The sequence below is a fragment of the Streptomyces sp. NPDC058662 genome (assembly GCF_042716255.1).
Lineage (GTDB): Bacteria > Actinomycetota > Actinomycetes > Streptomycetales > Streptomycetaceae > Streptomyces.
The window spans coordinates 1-20,032 of the sequence record NZ_JBHXRU010000001.1; the positions used below are offsets into that span (position 1 = coordinate 1).

A 20,032-nucleotide genomic window follows, 5' to 3' on the forward strand; every position below is an offset into this window, starting at 1 on the left:
GGCGGGGGGAGCGGCGGGGGCGCCGGGAGGACCGGCGGCGCCGGGAGCCGCGGCCGGCGCGGTCACCGGCCCGACCCCCGCACCAGTGCCTCGACCCGCCCGATGTGCCCGCGGACCGCCGAGGCCGCCGCCTCCGCGTCCCCGGCGCGCAGCGCGTCGAGGATCCCGGTGTGCTCGGCCAGGGTCCGCTCGACCCGCTCGGGGTGGGCGTGCAGCACGGCCACGCCCATCCGCAACTGCCGGTCGCGCAGCTGGTCGTAGAGCCGCTGGAGGATCTGGTTCCCGGCGCTGCGCACGATCTCGGCGTGGAAGGCCCGGTCGGCGGCCGTCATCGCGGCCAGGTCGCCCGCGGCGGCGTGCCGGCGCTGCTCCTCGACCAGGCCGGCGAGCCGCTCCAGCAGGCCGGGGGGCGCGGGCACCGCCCGCCGCACGGTGAACTCCTCCACCAGCAGCCGGGTTTCGAGCACGTCGGTGATCTCCTGCGCGGAGACCGGCAGGACCAGCGCGCCCTTCTTCGGGTACAGCTTCAGCAGCCCCTCGGTCTCCAGCCGCAGCAGCGCCTCGCGGACCGGGGTGCGGGACACCCCGACCGCCACGGCCAGTTCGCCCTCGGTGAGCAGGGTGCCGCCCTCGTAACAGCGGTCGAGCACCCCCTGCTTGACGTACTGGTAGACCCGGTCGGCGGCGGTCCCGGCGCTCGTGCGCGCGGGGGCGGGGGAGGGGGCGGGCGTGGGTGCGGTGGCCGGCATGCGCACAGCATAGATACATCAGGGATGCGTCCCGGGCGGCGTCCACGATACGGACCCGCGCGCGAGTGGGGAGCCGTACGCGAGGTGGCCCGTCCGCAAGAGCGAGGCCCCGGCGGCGCGCCTGCATCGAAGGGTGTACCGCGGCTTCCTCCGACCGTACGACGTACCCGGCCCCGCGCGCCGGGACGCTGGAGTCATGGCCGAGACCCTGATCGCCCCCGTCGCCGGGAAGACCGCCCGGCTGCCCCTGCTCGACGTGCTGCGCGGCGCCGCCGTCCTCGGCACGCTCATGACCAACGTCTGGATCTTCGCGTCCCCCGGCTCCGAGTGGGCCGTCCTCCAGGGCGGTTTCGGCGCGGCCGACCCCCTCGCGGACCCCTCCGCGGCGAACATCGCGGAGACCGTCTTCCGCTCCCTCGCGGACGGGAAGTTCCTGGCCCTGCTGACCGTCCTGTTCGGGGTGGGGCTGGCCATCCAGTACGACTCCGCCGCCCGCCGGGGCGAGCCCTGGCCCGGGCGCTACTGGCGGCGGGCGGCCTTCCTGTTCCTGGAGGGGACCGTCCACTTCGTCCTCGTCTTCGCCTGGGACGTGCTGATGGGCTACGCCGTCACCGCGCTCCTGGTCGCCTGGCTGCTGGCCCGCTCCGAGCGGGTCCGGCGCCGGGTCATGTGGACGGCGGGCGCGGTGCACCTGCTCCTGGTCGGCCTGCTGACCCTCGTCCTGGTGGAACAACCCGACGGCCCGCGGCGGGCCCCGGACCCGGACGCCGTCGCCCTCTACGCCTCCGGCGGCTGGGGCGAGCAGATCGCGTTCCGGTGGGAGAACCTCCTCGCGCTGCGCGTCGAGCCCGTCTTCTCCTTCGGGCTGCTGCTCTTCCTCTTCCTGCTCGGCGTGCGGCTGCACCGGGCGGGCGCCTTCACCGCCACCGCCGACGGCCGGCGGATACGGACCCGGATGGCCGCCTGGGGCCTGGGCCTGGGGCTGCCGCTGACCGCCGCGACCACCCTGGGCGACGCGGACTTCTTCGTCCTGGGCCGCTACGGCGTCGCCCCGCTGGTCGCCCTCGGCATCATGGGCGGCATCGGCGCCGCCCTCGACCGGCTGCGGGTCCCGGAGCCGGTGACCGCCTCCCTGGCCTCCGTCGGCCGCACCGCCCTGTCCTGCTACGTCGGCCAGAACCTGCTCTGCGTCCTGCTCTGCTACGGCGTCGGGCTCGGCCTGGCCGAGCGGGCGGCCGGCACCGGCCCCTGGTGGGTGATGGGCCTGTGGGCGGTCGTGGGCCTGCTCCTGGTCGCCGGCTCCCGGCTCTGGCTGCGCCGCTTCGAGCGGGGCCCGCTGGAGGCCGTGCAGCACCGGGCGCTCAGGTCCCGGGGTCCGGCGTGACGCTCCGCGCCTCCCCCGGGCGGTCCTCTCAGACAGGGCCGATGACCGGCCCCTCGTGCCAGCCCGCGCCGTCGCGCCAGTAGTGCTGGAGCCGGCGGTCGGTGCGCAGGGCGACGACTTCCAGGTTGAACCCGAAGCTGCCCTGGAGCATCCCGGTGACGGCGAGGACGTCGTGGCCGAAGACGGCGCCGCGGGTCCACCCCGAGGCGCCCGCGTTGTCCCGCCACCAGTGCTCGACGCGTCCTCCGGCGACGGCCACGCACAGCTCGTAGTTCCCGGCGGTGTCCTCGTCGGCCGCCCCGTACTGGCCCTCGATCAGGCAGGGCGCGGACGTGGCCGCGGCGCCGAAGACCTCCCCGGGACGCCAGGCGAAGCCGTTCGCGTCGTCGCGCCGCCACCGCTGCATGCTGCCGTCCAGTCGGGTGGCGACGAGGTCCAGGCACCGGCCCCGGGTCTGGACCAGCGCGGGCCCGTAGTGGGCGATGCCGGAGCCGAACCGGCCGCCGTCGTTCCAGCTCCAGGGGGCGCCGTTGATCCGCCACCAGTGGTTCAGCCGGCCGTCGGCGGTGCGGACGACCGCCTCGAAGTTGCCCGGCTTGCCGTAGTCGCTCTGGATGAAGCCCGGGGTCGAACCGGCGGCCGCGTCGCCCGGCCCGAAGGCACCGCCGTCGCGCCAGGCGCCGCCGGTCTGCTCGTAGTACCAGTGGCGCAGCCGGCCGCCGGTGGTCACGTGCAGGGACTCCATGTTCCGGTTGTACGTGCTGCCGGTGAAGGCGGGCTGGCCGCCGGCGTCGCTCGCGAAGGTGCTCGCACGGGCCCAGGGGAAAGGGGCCTCGCCCTCGCGCCACCAGTGCTGGAGCCGGTTGCCGGTGGTGGTGGCGAGCAGCTCGAAGTTGCGGTGGGCGCGGCCGTTGCCGCTCTCGTAGACGTTGCCGGTGTGCAGGCGGCGCTTGCTCCACGGGTCGATGTCGGTACCGCGCAGGCCGCACTTGGCCCACGCGTCGATACCGGCCTCGCCGTAGGCGATCCGGCCGTAGCCGCCCACGTGGTGGGCCGGACCCCAGGAGTTCTTGAACAGCCAGCAGCCCGCGGCGTCGTCGTAGCCGACGACCAGTACGCAGTGGCCGCCCGCGAGCCGGGAGCCGGTGCGGTGGTAGACGCCGGAGCCCAGGGCGAAGAACTCGTCGTGGACGTCGAAGCAGGCGGTCAGCGGGCCGACCGCGTCCAGCCAGACCTTCTGCTGCTCGATGTCGCCCAGCCGGACGTAGTCGGCGATCCGGACCGTCCGCCCCGACCGGTCCCAGCTCGGCGTGTACTCGGCGCGCCAGGCGTCGCGCCGGACGGCGGGCAGCCCGGCGGGCGGCGTGCCGTACGGCCAGCAGTCCGGGTCGGCGAGCCCGCCGTTGTCCCGGATCCAGTCCAGCGCCGCCTCCGGGTTGCCGCCCTGTCCGCAGGCCGACTTCAGGGCGTCGTGCACGTCGCCCTCGGAGCGCCGGGCCCAGACGCCGTGCTCGATCCGGGCCATGGACTCGACCAGGCCGGCCGGGCCGAAGGCCCAGGAGGAGGCGCAGGGGTTCTGGTCCCTGACCTTGGTGATCCAGGGCCGGCCCCAGCGGTGGCGCCAGTCGACGGCGACGGGCCGGGCGGCGGCCGGGCGGGCCCCCGCCCCGGCGGCCGGGCCGGGGAGCAGCCCGTGCGCGGCGCGCCGCCGGGTGAGGTGCGGATCGGCGCTCTCGCCTCCCAGGAGCGCCCGCAGGTCGACGGTGCCCGCCGCCGCGGCGGGCGTGAGGTCCGCGCCGGGCTCCAGGCCGAGCGAGGGCCGGGGCAGCGGGTCCTCGTCGGCCAGGTGTTCCATGACGGACCAGCGCGCTCCGCGTGCCGCGAGCCGTGCCCGCAGTTCCCCCACCGTCTGGACAGTCTCCTCCGGCATGGCGGCCCCCCAGCTGCAACCGTTCGGATCCTAGATCCGGGAGCCTCCCGCCGGCGCCGGGGGCCGTCAAGGGGCGCCGCGCGGTCGCGCGGTGGCACGGGCGGCGCGTGCGTACGGGTGCCCGGCCCGGTTCAGGGCAGCTCCGCCCGGACGGTCGTCCAGGCATCGACCGCCCGCGCCAGCGGGTCGGCGTCCGGGAGGTGGGCGCGTACGGGGGCCAGGGCGGACACCAGGTTCTTGATGCGGCGCAGGTGCTGGATCCGGGACCGCGGCAGGTCGCGCCAGGTCCGGGCCAGCGCCAGCGCGGCCCGCGGGGTGAGGTCGACCAGCGCCAGCGACTCCCGGCACAGGGCCACCGGGTCCCCGCCGCGCCCGGGGCCGAAGCGCTGGATCAGGTAGGCGTGCACGGCGGCCAGCTCGGCGCCCCGGACCAGCGCGGGCGCGTCCTCCAGCGCCGCGCAGCGGTAGGTCGCGGCCACCGCCACGCGACCCCAGCGCAGCCGCACCGCGTCGGGCAGCCGCTCGTCGCGCATCCGCCCCCACGCCAGGCTCCGCAGCGTCCTCGGTCCCGGCTCGTCCTCCAGCGGCGGACCGGTGGCCAGCCAGTCCTCCAGCTCCCCCAGCGCGTGCCCGTCCGGCGGCACCGCGGTCAGCACCTGGCCCCCGGTGAGCAGCGCGACCACCGCCCCCGTGAGGTGCACCCGGGCCGTGTGCCCGGCGCCGAAGGAGGTGACGGGCCGCCCGTACCGCTCGATGCCGCGCAGGCCGACCCGCAGCTCACCGACCGCGTACACCTGCCCGGCCCGCGCCACGCCGCCCACGCACCGGACCACGCACACCCCGCCCCTGACATCGGCCTCCTCGACGGAGTACACCTGCAGTTCCGCGATGGACACCCCGGCCCCCTTCCCCGGGCGGGAGGCTACCGCGCCGCGGGCGCCGCTCTCACGCGGAGGGCTCCTCCAGGACCAGCCGGATCTCGGTGACCTCGTAGCCGGCCCGGTCGAAGGCGGCGGCCATCGGCAGGTTGACGGTGTCCGTGGTCGCGGTGATCCGCTCCGCACCGGCCGCCGCGTGGAAGCGGGTGATCTCGCCGAGCACCTCGTCGATCAGGCCCTTGCCGCGCTGCTCCGGTACGACGCCCAGGTAGCCGACGTTGCGGTGGTACGGGGTCGCGGAGGGCAGGGCCAGGCCGGCGGGCGTGCCGTCCGGGAGCTCGGCCAGGCGCCACCAGGAGCGCTCACCGGGGCAGTCGCGGTAGAACGCGAAGTCCTCACGGGCCAACTGCTCCTCGTCCATGACCCGCAGTTCGTTCCGGGTGCCCAGGTCGAGGCTGCCCCGGGAGAGCCGGGCGAACGCCTCCAGGAACTCCTCGTCGGTGCCTTCCCGGAAGACCAGCCGGCCGGTGGGCTCCGGGGTCCCGGCCGCCGGGGTCCACTCGTAGCGCAGGCGCTCGATCTCCGTGGTGAGGCCGGCCGCGCGGGCCGCCGCCCGGCGCCAGGAGACGGCTTCGGCGAGGGCGGGGTCCGTGCGCCAGCCCCGGGGCAGCGAGATGTTGTACGAGGGCAGTTTCCCGAACTCGGCGTGCCCGGCGGCCAGCAGCGCGGCCGCGAGCGCGGCGGGGTCGGCCTCGGTAGAGCGCACCTGGAGGCAGTCCAGGGCGATGGGCCGGTCGCTGTCGGCGCGTCCCCACCACAGGGCGCGGGCCAGGATCCCGCCGTCCTCGGCCTCGGCGGTCCAGGTCCACTCGGGGCGGAACTGCCCGGCCGCGAGTTCCTCGCGGATCTTCCCGGCGGTCAGGGCGGGGACGGGGCCGTCGAACGGTTCGGCGACGGCACGGTCCAGGGCTGCGGGGTCCGCGGTGGCGGGGCGTATGAGCATCTGGCGATGATCACACGGTACCGGGGTCGCGGCCATGGGTGCGCGTCCCCTCCCGCCGGCCGCGGGCCGGTGGGAGGGGACGCGGGCGCGCGGCTGGTCAGGACCAGGTGACCAGGCGGCGCGGGTGCTCCAGGACGGCCGCGATGTCGGCCAGGAAGCGGGAGCCGAGCTCGCCGTCGATGAGGCGGTGGTCGAAGGACAGCGCCAGGGTGGTGACCTGCCGCGGCTTGACCTTGCCCTTGTGGACCCACGGCTGGAGCTTGATCGCGCCGACCGCGAGGATCGCGGACTCGCCGGGGTTCAGGATGGGCGTACCGGTGTCGACGCCGAAGACGCCCACGTTGGTGATGGTGAGCGTGCCGTTCTGCATGTCCGCCGGGGAGGTCTTGCCGTCGCGGGCCGTGGCGACCAGCGAGGACAGGGCCTGCGATAGCTCCGGCAGGGTCTTGGCGTGCGCGTCCTTGATGTTCGGGACGATCAGCCCGCGGGGGGTGGCCGCCGCGATGCCCAGGTTGACGTAGTGCTTGAGCACGATCTCCTGGGCCGCCTCGTCCCAGGAGGCGTTGACCTCCGGGTTGCGGCGGACCGCGACCAGGACGGCCTTCGCGATGAGCAGCAGCGGGTTGATCCGCAGCCCCGCGAGGTCCGGGTCGGCCTTGAGCTCCTGGACCAGCTTCATCGTGCGGGTCACGTCGAAGGTGATGAACTCCGTGACGTGCGGCGCGGTGAAGGCGGAGCCGACCATGGCCTGGGCGGTGACCTTGCGGACGCCCTTGACCGGGATACGGGTCTCCCTGGCCGCGGCCTCGGCCGGGGCGGCCTGCGCCGGAGCAGCCGCCGTCACCGCGGGCGCCGGAGCGGGCACCGCGGCGGGGGCCGCCTGCTGCGGAGCGAGTGCCGCGGTGGCCGCCGCGTGGACGTCCTCCCGGGTCACGACCCCGCCGGCGCCCGTGGGCACCACGACGGCCAGGTCGATCCCGAGGTCCTTGGCGAGCTTGCGCACCGGCGGCTTGGCCAGCGGCCGCTCGCCCGTGGCGGGCTGCGCCGGCACGGCGGGGAGCGCCGGGGCATCGGGCGCCGCCGGGGCGGAGCCGTTGCGCGACGGCGCGGCCGTCCGCGCCGCACCGGGCACCGCCTTGCGCGGGCGGCGCTTGGTGGAGGCGGTGGAGACGCCGTAGCCGACCAGGACGGGCTGGCGCGCCGCGGGCGCGGGCTCCTCCGCGGGGGCGGCGGGAGCCGCGGCCGGGGCCGCCTCCTGGACCGGGGGCTCGACGGCGCCCGCCGGGGTCTGCGTCGCGACCGAGATGATCACCTGGCCGACGTCGACCGTGGTGCCCTCCTCGAAGAGGAGCGCGTGCACGGTCCCGTCGAAGGGGATCGGGAGCTCCACGGCGGCCTTGGCCGTCTCGACCTCGCAGACGACCTGGCCGTCGGTGACGGTGTCACCCGGCTGGACGAACCACTTGAGGATCTCCGCCTCGGTGAGGCCCTCGCCCACATCGGGCATTTTGAATTCGCGGATGGTCACGGGGCTCTCCTCAGTACGCCAGCGAGCGGTCGACGGCGTCGAGCACCCTGTCCAGGCCGGGCAGGTAGTCGTCCTCCACACGGGCGGGCGGGTACGGGGCGTGGAAACCGCCCACGCGCAGGACCGGCGCCTCCAGGTGGTAGAAGCACCGCTCCGTGATGCGGGCGGCGATCTCCGAGCCCATGCCCAGGAACACCGGTGCCTCGTGGACGACCACGAGCCGGCGGGTCTTCTCCACCGACGCCTGGATCCCGTCGAAGTCGACCGGGGACATCGAGCGCAGGTCGACGACCTCCACCGACTTGCCCTCCTCGGCCGCGGCGGCGGCCGCCTCCAGGCAGACCTTCACCATCGGCCCGTAGGCCGCGAGCGTGACGTCCGAGCCCTCGCGCGCCACCCGGGACCCGTGCAGCGCGTCCGGGATGGCGTCGACGTCGACCTCGCCCTTGTCCCAGTAGCGCCGCTTCGGCTCGAAGAAGATCACCGGGTCGTCGCTCAGGATCGCCTGCTGGAGCATCCAGTAGGCGTCGGCGGCGTTGGACGGCGAGACCACCTTGAGGCCGGGTACGTGCGCGAAGAGCGCCTCCGGCGACTCGCTGTGGTGCTCGACCGCGCCGATGCCGCCCGCGTACGGGATGCGCACGACGACGGGCAGCTTGATCTTGCCCAGGGACCTGGCGTGCATCTTCGCGAGCTGCGTGACGATCTGGTCGTACGCAGGGAAGACGAAACCGTCGAACTGGATCTCCACGACGGGGCGGTAGCCGCGCAGCGCGAGGCCGATCGCCGTGCCGACGATGCCCGACTCGGCGAGCGGGGTGTCGATGACCCGCTCCTCGCCGAAGTCCTTCTGCAGGCCGTCGGTGATGCGGAAGACACCGCCCAGCTTGCCCACGTCCTCGCCCATGATCAGGACCTTCGGGTCCGTCTCCAGGGCCTTGCGCAGCGACTCGTTGAGCGCCTTCGCGATCGACATCTTCTGGGTAGGCACGGTGGTCACTCCCCACCCTCGAAGGACGCGAGGTAGGCGGCGAACTGCGCGCGCTCCTCGTCGACGAGCGCGTGCCCGTCCGCGTACACGTTCTCGAAGATCGACATGGTGTCCGGATCGGGCATGGCGCGCACGACCTCGCGCACCCGCTTGCCGAGCACCTCGCTCTCCGCCTCCAGCCCCTCGAAGAACGCCTCGTCGGCGCCTCCGGTGGCCGCCAGGTGGGCCTTCAGGCGCAGGATCGGGTCCTTCGCCTCCCAGGCCGCCGTCTCCTCGTCCCGCCGGTACTTCGTCGGGTCGTCGGAGGTGGTGTGCGCGCCCATCCGGTAGGTGAACGCCTCGACCAGGGTCGGGCCCTCGCCGCTCCGGGCCCGCTCCAGGGCCCAGCGGGTCACGGCCAGGCAGGCCAGCACGTCGTTGCCGTCGACCCGGACGCCGGGGAAGCCGAAGCCCTGGGCGCGCTGGTAGAGCGGCACCCGCATCTGGCGCTCGGTCGGCTCGGAGATCGCCCACTGGTTGTTCTGGCAGAAGAACACCACGGGGGAGTTGTAGACGGCCGAGAAGGTGAAGGCCTCGGCCACGTCGCCCTGGCTGGAGGCGCCGTCGCCGAAGTAGGCGATGACCGCGGAATCGGCCCCGTCCTTGGCCACCCCCATCGCGTAGCCGGTCGCGTGGAGCGTCTGCGAGCCGATGACGATGGTGTACAGGTGGAAGTTGTTGGTGGTCGGGTCCCAGCCGCCGTGGTTCACACCGCGGAACATGCCCAGCAGGTTGGTCGGGTCGACGCCGCGGCACCAGGCCACGCCGTGCTCGCGGTACGTCGGGAAGACGTAGTCGTCGGAGCGCAGGGCCCGGCCGGAGCCGATCTGGGCGGCCTCCTGGCCGAGCAGGGAGGCCCACAGGCCCAGCTCGCCCTGGCGCTGCAGGGCGGTCGCCTCGCCGTCGAACCGGCGGGTCAGGACCATGTCCCGGTACAGCCCGCGCAGGTCTTCGGTGGTGATGTCGGCGACGAAGGGGAGGAACTCCGCATTCTCTGCGTTCTCGACCCGGTCCCCTTCGGGCGTCAGCAGCTGTACCAGCTGGGGTTCGGCGTCATGCGTCGTCGCGGTGGCGGCGGCGGCCTTGCGGGCGCTCGCCGCGCCTGCCGCCCCCTTGGTGCCGCTGCTGCGTCGCGGCTTGCGCGCGGCAGTGCTCTCCACGGTCACGTGTGCTCCTCCGTCGGTCCGGCACCCGGGTTCTCCGGGGTCCAGTGCGGCTCACCTGCTCCGTACCAGCGCACGGGGTGGGTGCGCGTCGTGTACGGATCCAGGCGTGACAGGTGCCCCGGCGAGTGCCCTGCGCAATGCACGTTACCCAGTGCGCCGCATAACTGCGAAACCCCGTTTGACCTGGGATTTTGCTTGGATTTCCAAGTAAATCAGCGCAAGCGGGAACAACCACTGGTCACAGCCTTGCAGGGGGCCGGAACAACGGCACGTTATCCCGGGTAACCCCGGCAGGGAAGGGGTCAGTGTGTGAAACTGACTTCGTGCGCGAAGACGGAAAAATCAAGGTATTCCTCCTGGACGACCACGAAGTGGTACGCCGCGGCGTTCATGAGCTGTTGTCGGTCGAAGAGGACATCGAGATCGTCGGCGAGGCCGGGACGGCGGCGGACGCCCTGGTCCGCATCCCCGCCACCCGCCCCGACGTGGCCGTCCTGGACGTCCGCCTGCCCGACGGCAGCGGTGTGGAGGTCTGCCGGGAGGTCCGCTCGCGGGACGAGGACGTCAAATGCCTGATGCTGACCTCCTTCGCCGACGACGAGGCGCTGTTCGACGCGATCATGGCGGGGGCCTCGGGCTACGTGCTCAAGGCGATCCGGGGCAATGAGCTGCTCAGCGCCGTGCGCGATGTCGCGGCCGGCAAGTCGCTGCTGGACCCGGTCGCCACCGCGCGAGTGCTGGAGCGGCTGCGCGACGGGAAGAAGGGCAAGGGCGACGACCGCCTGTCGAACCTCACCGACCAGGAGCGGAAGATCCTCGACCTGATCGGCGAGGGCCTGACCAACCGCGTGATCGGCGAGCGGCTGCACCTGGCCGAGAAGACGATCAAGAACTACGTCTCCAGCCTGCTCTCCAAGCTGGGCATGGAGCGCCGCTCGCAGGCCGCCGCCTACGTGGCCCGGCTGCAGGCCGAGAAGCGCCACTGACCGCGCCCCCTCCCCGCCGAGCGGCGCCGCGCCGGGCGCCGGCCCGGTTCCACCGCCGCGCCGTTCCACTCGGGACCAAGGTCCCCGGTCCTCGGGGCGGGCTGCTCTTTCCCGGCGGCGTGCCGGTACCCGAGAGTGGACGCATGTCCCCAGAGGAGCTCCACGCCGTCGAGCTGCTGCGCCGGGTGCCGTACGGCCGGGTGGCCGCCAGCATGCGCGCGCTGCCCTTCCTCGCACTCGCCCGCCACATCGTGGTGGACGGCAGGGTCGTCCTGCGGATGCACGCCGGCTTCGGGCACCACCGGGCCTGCAACGGCAGCGTGGTGTCCTACGGGGCCGACAACTTCAATTCGTGGGACACCGGATGGTGGTCGGTCCAGTTCACCGGAACGGCTCAGGTCGTCGAACCGACCCCGACGGAACTGGAACTGTTCGGTCCGGGTCCGCATTTCGTGAACGGCGAGGTCTTCGACCCCGTCTACCTGCGCATCGATCCCCAGTTCGTCACGGTGCACTCCCTCGCCGGGAATCCGACCCGGCCGAACCAGGCGTATCAGCACGCACTCTGATCAGCCCCTATTCACACAGGAACAGAACCGAACCGAATGGACCCGGGGGAATTCATTCCCCCGGGCCCATTCGGCCGTCCGCGTCAGTTGTCGGGATCCTCGCCGCCGTTGCCGCCCGTCGGCGGGGGCGTCGTCACGGGAGGCCGCGTGGCCGTGGCCGTGGCGGTCTTCGTCGGGGTCGCCGAGGGGGTCTTCGTCGTCGTCGGCGGCGGCGTCGAGGACGGCGTGAACGACGGCGTGTACGAGGGGGCGGAGCTCGTCGGCCGGTAGGTCGGCGTGTACGTCTCCGTGTCCGTCGGCCGTGTCTGGCCGGTGGTCGGCGGCGGCGTCGTGCCCTGCGGGGGCCCGGTGGTGCTCGGCTGGCCCGCGGTGGTGCTCTGGGTGGTGCTCGGCTGCTTCGCGCCGCCCCCGCCGCCCACGGTCTTCACGGCGTAGGCCACGCCGCCCGCGACCGCGATGACCGCGAGCACGGCGAACAGCCACATCTTCCAGCGGCCGCCGCCACCGCGCTCGTCGTAGCCGTCGTAGCCGCCCGGACCTCCGCGGCCGCCCTGGCCGTTGCCGCCGCCGCCGGGGAAGGCCGAGCCGTCGTCCGGGTTCAGCGGCGGCACCATCGGCTGCTGGAACTGCGAGGTGGAGGCGTTCGCGGGGTGCTGGCGGCCCGGCCCGCCCACCGGCATGGCCGCGGTCGGGGCGGCGCCGCCCCGACCGTGCGGCAGGGCCATGGTGACCGGGCCGGTGTTCCAGGTGCCGGTGTTCGGCCCCTGGTCGTGCAGCATCTGGAGCGCGTACTGGACCAGCCCGCGCATCTCCTCCGCGCTCTGGAACCGGTCGTCCGGGTCCTTGGCGAGGGAGCGCATGACCAGGCCGTCGAGCTCCTGGGGGATGTGGTGCCCCTCCGGCAGCTGCGAGGGTGGCACGGGGGCGTCCTGGACGTGCTGGTAGACCACCGACAGCGGGGTCTCACCGGTGAAGGGGGGCCGCAGCGCGAGCAGTTCGTACAGCAGGCAGCCGGTCGCGTACAGGTCGGAGCGGTGGTCGACGGCCTTGCCCAGGGCCTGTTCGGGCGACAGGTACTGCGGGGTACCCATCACCATGCCGGTCTGGGTCATCGTCGACTGCACACCGTGCAGGGCGCGGGCGATGCCGAAGTCCATCACCTTGACCGCGCCGGTCTCGGTGATGATGACGTTCGCCGGCTTGATGTCGCGGTGCACGATGCCGTGCTGGTGCGAGTAGGCGAGCGCCTCCAGCACACCCGAGACGATGATCAGCGCCTGGTCCGGCCCGGGGGCCTCGGCGCTGAGCAGGAGTTCGCGGATGGTGCGGCCCTCGACCAGCTCCATCACGATGTACGGGACGGTGTTGGGGCCGACCCGGTCCTCGCCCGAGTCGTACACGGCGACGACGGCGTGGTGGTTCAGTCCGGCGACCGACTGCGCCTCACGCGTGAAGCGCGCCTTGGACACCGGGTCCTCGGCGAGGTCGGCGCGCAGCAGCTTCACCGCGACGGTCCGGCCCAGGCGTACGTCCTCGGCCGCGAACACCTCGGCCATGCCGCCCCGGCCCAGGCGGTGGGTCAGCCGGTACCGGCCGTCGCCCACCAGGCCACCGGCGCCCCAGTGCTCAGGACCGTCGGCCATCCCGCCGCCGTTTCCCTCGGGTTCGGGTGCCATCAGTCCTCGCCGTCGTCTCTCTCGGCCGCCGCTCAGCGGTGTCCTTTTCTTTGTGCTGCGACGAACGCTACAGCCTCCGAACCGGTCACCGTTCGGACAAGGACACCCTGCGCCCGTGTGGTCACGGAACGGGCACCCGGCTTGACGTGTGCTTGCCCTCCGGCAGACTGGGCGCCACGTGCGCCCGGCCAGAGGCGCGGGGACACATCCCGAGGGGAAGCAACACTCATGAGCCAGGACGGCACTCAGGGCCAGTACGCGGGCGGCTCTCTGGCCGGTGGCCGTTACCAGCTGAGGGACTTGCTCGGTGCGGGCGGCATGGCGTCCGTGTACCTGGCCTACGACTCCGCCCTCGACCGGCAGGTCGCCATCAAGACCCTGCACAGCGACCTGGGCCGGGAGCAGTCCTTCCGCGAGCGGTTCCGCCGCGAGGCCCAGGCTGTTGCCAAACTGTCGCACACGAACATCGTCTCGGTCTTCGACACCGGCGAGGGCGTCGTCACCTCGGCCGGCTCCCCCACCGGGGACGGCGCCGTGATGCCGTACATCGTCATGGAGTACGTGGAGGGGCAGCCGCTCGGCTCGGTCCTGGACGCGGACATCAGGCAGTACGGGGCGATGCCGGCCGACAAGGCGCTGAAGATGACGGCCGACGTGCTGGCCGCGCTGGAGACCAGCCACGAGATGGGCCTGGTCCACCGGGACATCAAGCCCGGCAACGTGATGGTGAACAAGCGCGGCGTGGTCAAGGTCATGGACTTCGGCATCGCCCGCGCGATGCAGTCCGGGGTCACCTCGATGACGCAGACCGGCATGGTCGTCGGCACCCCGCAGTACCTCTCGCCCGAACAGGCGCTGGGCCGCGGCGTCGACGCCCGCTCCGACCTGTACTCGGTCGGCATCATGCTGTTCCAGCTGCTGACCGGGCGGATCCCGTTCGACGCCGACTCGCCGCTGGCCATCGCGTACGCGCACGTGCAGGAGGAGCCGGTCGCCCCGTCCTCGATCAACCGGTCGGTGACCCCGGCGATGGACGCGCTGGTGGCGCGGGCCCTGAAGAAGAACCCGAACGAGCGCTTCCCCACGGCCGCGGCCATGCGCGACGAGGTCGCGCGGGTGCTGTCCGCGGGGCAGGCCGGCGCGCCGGTCATCGTCCAGGGGATCGGGCCGCTGAGCAGCGGGGCCGGCGTGTCCTCGGCCGTGTTCCCGCCGGTGGACTCCGGCTTCCAGGCGCCGCCGCAGTCGGTCCAGCAGCCGTACCAGGCGCACACCCCGGCGCCGTCCCCGTACGCGCCCACGCCGCACCCGCAGCCCCAGCAGCACGGGCAGGGCGGGTACGCCTACCCGCACACGCCCGCGCCGCAGCAGCAGTACGGCGCGCAGACCCCGCCGCCGTACACGATCTCGCCGGCGGCGCCGGGTCCCGCCGCGGGCGGCGGCTCGGGCGGCAGGCGGAACATGCCGCTGGTCGTCGGAGCGGTGGCGGTGGCCCTGCTGGCCGTCGGCGGCCTGGCCGCGGCCATCTCGATGAAGGACGACGGGAAGGCGAAGGACGAGGGGAAGAACACCCCCGGCGCCTCGGCCTCGGCGTCCGGCTCCGCGAAGGCCGGCTTCAAGGGGCCGGACCTCTCGCGCACCATCGACCCGGCCAAGTGCAAGGAGCCGACGAAGCACTACAGCGAGGCGGGCAAGTACTCGGCGCCGGACCTGCGCTACAAGAACCTGCTCTCGGTGAAGGAGTGCATCCAGGCCTCCGGCGGCAAGTACAAGATCATCGAGAAGGACGAGGCGGTGTACGGCAAGGACACCGTGCTGGAGCAGAACCCGGCCCCGCAGGACAAGATCTCCAAAGAGGGCACGGAGTACACGCTGACCGTGTCCACCGGCAATCCGGAGTAGCACGGTCCGCGGGCGCGTCCGACCCGGCGCACTGAGCCGTCCCGGCATCCCGGGCACCCCGATGGGGTGCCCGGGATGCCGCTTTTGCCCAGCTATGCCAACCTGAGCGCGTATCGCTGGATCCGAGCGGCGTCCAGGCCGCCCCGGGACGGGAGGGGCTCCGCCGTGACCCTGGGGCGTATCCGCAGCAGCATGCCGCGCGGCCCGCGACGGCTCGGGCTGGCGGGCATCGCACTGGCCGCCGCCGCGCTCGCGCCCGGCGCCCCCGCGTACGCCGCGTACGCCGCGCCGCCGACCGCGGCGCACACCCTCCCGCACGCCCCCTCGCGGGCGTTGGCACCCACCCTCGTACGGGCCCTGGCGCCCGCCTTCGTACAGGCGCCCGCGCCCGCTTTCGTACACGCGCTACCGCCCACCCTCGTGCCGGCGCCCGCGCCCGCCCTCGTACCCGCGCCCGCCCTCGTGCCGGCGCCCGCGCCCGCCGCGCCGGACGACGATCCGCCGGGCCAGGGGCCCGGCGGGCTGGCCGGCAGCGCCGCCGGTGTCGGCCGGGAACGGCCCGGGCGGCCCGCGGGCGCGGCCGTGAACCCCGAGGCCGTCACGGCCTCCCGGCCCCCCGCGCTGCGCCCCCGCACCCAGCCGGTCCCCCCGCCGCCCCGCGAACCCGCACCGCCCCCGGTGGCCCGCGCACTGGGCACCGGACCGAACGAGCGGGCCGCCGACCTCGCCGCCCACATCCTTCCGCTCGGCACCGGATGCGCCCTGATGGGAGTGGGTCTCGGCTACCTGGGAATGCGGCTGCGCAAAGGGATCTGACAACCCGTCCGAGGCCCCCGTCCGCCGTCCGGCGTAGTCCTCACGACGGTTGACGGATCGAACATACCCGGTATACATACTCAGTATGTCGATCCGCCACGGGCTACTCGCCCTGCTGGAACGGGGTCCTCGGTACGGCTCCCAGCTGCGCACCGAGTTCGAATCCCGCACCGGCTCCACCTGGCCCCTGAACGTCGGGCAGGTGTACACGACCCTCGCCCGCCTCGAACGCGACGGGCTCGTCGCCCCCGGCGGCGAGGACTCCGCCGGCCACACCCTGTACGCCATCACCGAGGACGGCCGCACCGAACTGCGCGCGTGGTACGAGCGGCCCGTCGACCGCGCCAACCCGCCGCGTGACGAGCTGTCCATCAAGCTCGCCATGGCCGTCGGCGCCCCCGGCGTGGACATCCGCGCCGTCATCCAGTCCCAGCGGCACGCCACCATCAAGGCGATGCAGGACTACACCCGGCTCAAGGCCAGGGCCCTCGCCGCCGTCGAGAGCGGGCAGTCCCGCGAACGCGACGACGTGGCCTGGCTGCTGGTCCTGGAGCAGCTGATCTTCCAGACCGAGGCCGAGGCCCGCTGGCTCGACCACTGCGAATCCCGGCTCGTCCGGCTCTCCCTGCCGGCCGACCGGAGAGCCGCCGAGCCCGAACCGCCCCAGGCCGCCGACCCCGCCGACCCGGCCGGGACCCCGCACCCGACCACCGCTCCGGCACCGACCACCACCCCGCCCCGCGCCGCCCGCACGCGGCGGGGCTGAACCACCGTTCCAGGGGGGACCCTTCATGCTCGACCACCCGTCACAACGGCCCGTACTGCAATTGGACCGGCTCGTCCGCACGCACGGCAGCGGCGCCACCGAGGTCCACGCCCTGCGCGGCATCGACCTCTCCGTCTTCCCCGGCGAACTCGTCGCCGTCATGGGCCCCTCCGGCTCCGGAAAGTCCACCCTGCTCACCCTCGCGGGCGGCCTCGACACCCCGACCGGCGGCCGGGTCGTCGTCGAGGGCACCGACATCACCGCCGCGAGCCGCAAGGAGCTCGCCGCGCTGCGCCGCCGCAGCATCGGGTACGTCTTCCAGGACTACAACCTGATACCGGCCCTCACCGCCGCCGAGAACGTGGCCCTGCCCCGGGAGCTGGACGGCGTATCCGCCCGCAAGGCCCGGGTCTCCGCGCTCGCCGCGCTGGAGGAGATGGGCCTGGGGGAGCTCGCCGACCGCTTCCCCGACGAGATGTCCGGCGGCCAGCAGCAGCGCGTGGCCATCGCCCGCGCCCTGGTCGGCGACCGCCGCCTGGTCCTCGCCGACGAGCCCACCGGCGCCCTGGACTCCGAGACCGGCGAGTCCGTCCTCGCCCTGCTGCGCTCCCGCTGCGACGCGGGCGCGGCCGGGATCCTCGTCACGCACGAGCCCCGCTTCGCCGCCTGGGCGGACCGCGTGGTCTTCCTCCGCGACGGCAGCGTCGTCGACGAGACCCTGCGCAGCCGCGCCGACTCCCTCCTCTCGGGGCAGGCCGGCCAGTGACCTCCTCGCTACAGGGCTGGTACCACTCCTGGGTGGCGGCGCTCCGGATAGCCCGCCGCGACGCCTGGCGCGCCAAGGGCCGCAGCGCCCTCGTCCTGTCGATGATCGCGCTGCCGATCGTCGGGGTCAGCGCCGCCGACCTCACCGTGCGCAGCGCCGAACTCTCCCCCGAGCAGACCCTCGCCCGGTCGATCGGCACCGCCGACGCCCGGTTCACCTCCAGCGGGACGGGCCGGCCGATCGAGCAGAAGCCCGACGGCACCGGCTTCCGGCCCGTCGGCGACGAGGACTCCCCCGCGCCGGTGGCGCGCAAGGAGGGAGGGGACCTGCCGGCCATGGTGTCCGCGCTGCCGCCGGGCGCCCAGTCCCTCCCGGACCGGACGGGCTACGCCCGGGTGCGCACCACCCACGGCCTGCTCAGCGTCCAGCTACGGGAGATCGACACGCACCACCCGTTGGCCGCGGGCCTGATCACCCTCGACCGGGGCCGGCTGCCCCGGGCCGCGGGCGAGGTCGTCGCCACCACGGCCTTCCTCAGGGACTCCGGCTACTTCGTCGGCTCCTCGGTGACCCCGCGCGGCACCTCGACCGCGTACAGGATCGTCGGCGCGTACGAGCTGCCGTCCGAGTTGGGGCGGACCGAGCTCATCGCCCCGCCCGGGACCCTGCTCGACCCGCTCGCCACGGCCCTGGCGGCCATCGGCTCCTCCGGGCTGCACGCCGAGGAGAGCCTGCTCGTGAAGGTCGGCGGTGACGGTTTCACGTGGAACATGGTCATGGCCGCCAACACGAAGGGCGTCAGCGTCGTCTCCCGGGCCGTGATCCTGGACCCGCCGGCCGACTCCGAGGTGCCCCTCTACCGCAACAGCCCCGAGTACCGGTACGAGCAGAACGGCACCCTCGTCGTCGAGATGGCCGTCCTGGCCACCGTCGTGGGCCTGGCCATGCTGGAGATCTGCCTGCTCGCCGGCCCGGCCTTCGCCGTGGGCGCCCGCCGCTCGCGCCGCCAGCTCGGCCTGGTCGGCGCCAACGGCGGCGACCGGCGCCACATCCGCGCCATCGTGCTCGCCGGCGGCCTGGTCATCGGCCTCGTGTCCGCCGTCGTCGGCACCGTCATCGGCGTGGCGCTCACCGTGGGCCTCAAGCCGCTGCTGGAGGCGCAGCTCGGCGCCCGCTTCGGAAGCTGGGACGTCCGGCCGCTGGAGCTCGCGGGGATCGCCCTGCTGGCCGTGATCACCGGCCTGCTCGCCGCGATCGTCCCCGCGATCACCGCGTCGCGCCAGACCGTACTGGCCTCGCTCACCGGCCGCCGCGGGGTGCGCCGCGCCAACCGCGTCCTGCCGGTCGTCGGCCTGCTCGCCGTCGTCGCGGGCGCCGCGATCGCCCTGTACGGGACCACCTCGCAGATGGGCTCCGCCGTCGTGGCGGGCGGCAGCGCCATCGCCGAGCTCGGCATCGTGGCCCTGACGCCGGTCCTGGTCGGCATGTTCGGCCGGCTCGGCCGGTGGCTCCCGCTGTCACCGCGCCTCGCGCTGCGCGACGCCGTCCGCAACCGGGGGCGTACGGCTCCCGCCGTGGCCGCCGTCCTGGCCGCCGTCGCGGGCACCGTCGCCGTGGCCACGTACCAGCACAGCCAGGACCTGCAGAACCGGCACGAGTACGTCGCCGAACTCCCGCACGGCACCGGGGTGCTCCAGGTCACCGAGAACTCCGCGCACCAGGAGGTGCCCGCCCTGCGCGAGACGCTCTCCAAGGAACTCCCGGTGGCGCGGCGGGCGGACGTGGCACGGCTGTTCGTCGGCAAGGCCACCTGCGACTCGTACTCGCCGGTGCCCGGCTGCGGGCGCGTCGAGGTCATCACGCCCAAGGAGCAGCGCTGCCCGCTCCACGAGCAGCGGGGCGCCGTCGAGTTCAGTGCGGAGGCCGCCAGGGAACTGCGCAAGGACTGGCGCTGCGTGGACAGCCGGCTCGGGGCCCATCACCAGACCGTCGTCGCCGACGAGAAGCTGCTCGGGGTGCTGGCGGTCGACGACCCCGGCTCCGTGAACGCACTCAAGGCGGGCCGGGCCGTCTCCTTCGACAAGCGCCAGGTCAAGGACGGCAAGGTCACCCTGCGGGTCGTCACCGACCTGGAGAAGGCCGAGACCGCGCAGCAGAACGACGAGGAGCTGCCGGGCGAGGACAAGGTCCTCGCCGTCCACCAGGCGCCCGACAGCGCGGAGGGCTGGGGCATCACGCTGGTCCTGCCGCCGTCCGGCGCCCAGGCCGCGGGCCTGGGCACGGCCCCGTTCGGCTCGTACTTCACCCTCGACGGGCAGGCCGGCACGGAACAGCGCCAGCGCATGGACGGCGAGATCGACCGGATGGGCGTGGAGGCCCAGGTCCGCGTCGAGGAGGGGTACCAGGGCGACAACAGCCTGACCCTGCTCGCCCTGTCCGTCTTCGCCGGACTGGTCACCATCGGCGCGGCCGGCATCGCCACCGGGCTGGCCCAGGCCGACGCCGAGGCCGACCTGAAGACCCTGGCCGCGGTGGGCGCTCCGCCGCGGGTGCGGCGCACGCTGAGCGGGTTCCAGTGCGGGGTGGTGGCCCTGATGGGCGTCGTCCTGGGCTCGGCGGCGGGTGTCCTGCCCGCCGTCGGACTGCGCCTGACGGAACGGCGCGAGCTGGAGCGGCTCCACCAGCTGGGCGAGTTCATGCGGTACGGGGCCGCGGACGCCGTTCCGTACGTGCCGATCGCCGTGCCGTGGGAGACCCTCGCCGGGCTCCTCGTCGTCGTCCCGCTGGGCGCGGCCCTGCTCGCGGCGCTGGTCACCCGCTCCAGCGGGGCCCTGGCGCGGCGGGCCGCCGGCTAGCGGCCACGGCGCCCATACCGGTGCCCCCGTA

General features: G+C 73.9%; 16 protein-coding genes. 8 read left to right on the forward strand and 8 right to left on the reverse strand.

The annotated features are described in order from the left end of the window. Window positions 1–62: 62 nt before the first annotated feature. A complete protein-coding gene (locus ACFWUQ_RS00005; RefSeq protein WP_384531068.1) occupies window positions 63–749 on the reverse strand; it encodes a GntR family transcriptional regulator in 687 nt (228 codons plus the stop codon). 196 nt (window positions 750–945) lie between these two features. On the opposite strand from ACFWUQ_RS00005, the gene ACFWUQ_RS00010 reads away from it, so the two are divergent. Beyond that, entirely contained in the window at window positions 946–2,133 is a 1,188-nt protein-coding gene (locus ACFWUQ_RS00010; protein ID WP_384531069.1) for a DUF418 domain-containing protein, read from the forward strand. A 28-nt stretch (window positions 2,134–2,161) separates the two neighbouring features. Here the strand turns inward: ACFWUQ_RS00010 and ACFWUQ_RS00015 are convergent, their stop codons facing one another. The 6 genes from ACFWUQ_RS00015 to pdhA form a co-directional block, all read right to left on the reverse strand. Next, a complete protein-coding gene (locus ACFWUQ_RS00015) occupies window positions 2,162–4,063 on the reverse strand; it encodes a C1 family peptidase (protein WP_384531070.1) in 1,902 nt (633 codons plus the stop codon). Window positions 4,064–4,194: 131 nt separating this feature from the next. Then, a complete protein-coding gene (locus tag ACFWUQ_RS00020) occupies window positions 4,195–4,959 on the reverse strand; it encodes a hypothetical protein (protein ID WP_384531071.1) in 765 nt (254 codons plus the stop codon). A 49-nt stretch (window positions 4,960–5,008) separates the two neighbouring features. Further along, window positions 5,009–5,944: a GNAT family N-acetyltransferase gene (locus ACFWUQ_RS00025; RefSeq protein WP_384531072.1), complete on the reverse strand. Its 936-nt coding sequence runs from the start codon at window positions 5,942–5,944 to the stop codon at window positions 5,009–5,011. A gap of 97 nt (window positions 5,945–6,041) precedes the next feature. Beyond that, window positions 6,042–7,451, reverse strand: a complete 1,410-nt coding sequence (locus tag ACFWUQ_RS00030) for a dihydrolipoamide acetyltransferase family protein (RefSeq protein WP_384531333.1) — start codon at window positions 7,449–7,451, stop codon at window positions 6,042–6,044. 31 nt (window positions 7,452–7,482) lie between these two features. Further along, window positions 7,483–8,448 (reverse strand): alpha-ketoacid dehydrogenase subunit beta, encoded by a 966-nt coding sequence (locus tag ACFWUQ_RS00035; protein WP_384531335.1) that lies wholly within the window; start codon window positions 8,446–8,448, stop codon window positions 7,483–7,485. Window positions 8,449–8,468: 20 nt separating this feature from the next. Then, window positions 8,469–9,668, reverse strand: coding sequence for a pyruvate dehydrogenase (acetyl-transferring) E1 component subunit alpha (pdhA, locus tag ACFWUQ_RS00040; protein WP_384531073.1), 1,200 nt, complete (start codon window positions 9,666–9,668; stop codon window positions 8,469–8,471). Window positions 9,669–9,991: 323 nt separating this feature from the next. On the opposite strand from pdhA, the gene ACFWUQ_RS00045 reads away from it, so the two are divergent. Both ACFWUQ_RS00045 and ACFWUQ_RS00050 read left to right on the forward strand, forming a co-directional pair. Beyond that, window positions 9,992–10,654 (forward strand): response regulator, encoded by a 663-nt coding sequence (locus ACFWUQ_RS00045; protein ID WP_384531074.1) that lies wholly within the window; start codon window positions 9,992–9,994, stop codon window positions 10,652–10,654. Between the two features lie 143 nt (window positions 10,655–10,797). Then, complete coding sequence (locus ACFWUQ_RS00050) at window positions 10,798–11,223, forward strand: pyridoxamine 5'-phosphate oxidase family protein (RefSeq protein WP_384531075.1); 426 nt, start codon at window positions 10,798–10,800, stop codon at window positions 11,221–11,223. Between the two features lie 83 nt (window positions 11,224–11,306). Here ACFWUQ_RS00050 and ACFWUQ_RS00055 read toward each other — a convergent pair whose 3' ends face one another. Next, window positions 11,307–12,899 carry a protein kinase gene (locus ACFWUQ_RS00055; RefSeq protein WP_384531076.1) on the reverse strand — a complete coding sequence of 531 codons (1,593 nt, stop codon included), beginning with the start codon at window positions 12,897–12,899 and terminating at the stop codon, window positions 11,307–11,309. A 228-nt stretch (window positions 12,900–13,127) separates the two neighbouring features. Between ACFWUQ_RS00055 and ACFWUQ_RS00060 the strand changes: the two genes are divergently transcribed. The 5 genes from ACFWUQ_RS00060 to ACFWUQ_RS00080 all read left to right on the forward strand — a co-directional run bounded on the left by ACFWUQ_RS00060 (window position 13,128) and on the right by ACFWUQ_RS00080 (window position 20,001). After that, complete coding sequence (locus ACFWUQ_RS00060; RefSeq protein ID WP_384531077.1) at window positions 13,128–14,798, forward strand: protein kinase; 1,671 nt, start codon at window positions 13,128–13,130, stop codon at window positions 14,796–14,798. 165 nt (window positions 14,799–14,963) lie between these two features. Then, a complete protein-coding gene (locus ACFWUQ_RS00065) occupies window positions 14,964–15,614 on the forward strand; it encodes a hypothetical protein (RefSeq protein WP_384531078.1) in 651 nt (216 codons plus the stop codon). Window positions 15,615–15,699: 85 nt separating this feature from the next. Then, window positions 15,700–16,380: a PadR family transcriptional regulator gene (locus ACFWUQ_RS00070; protein WP_384531079.1), complete on the forward strand. Its 681-nt coding sequence runs from the start codon at window positions 15,700–15,702 to the stop codon at window positions 16,378–16,380. Window positions 16,381–16,405: 25 nt separating this feature from the next. Next, entirely contained in the window at window positions 16,406–17,146 is a 741-nt protein-coding gene (locus tag ACFWUQ_RS00075) for an ABC transporter ATP-binding protein (protein ID WP_384531080.1), read from the forward strand. Between the two features lie 101 nt (window positions 17,147–17,247). Further along, entirely contained in the window at window positions 17,248–20,001 is a 2,754-nt protein-coding gene (locus ACFWUQ_RS00080; protein ID WP_384531337.1) for an FtsX-like permease family protein, read from the forward strand. The last annotated feature ends 31 nt before the right edge of the window (window positions 20,002–20,032 follow it).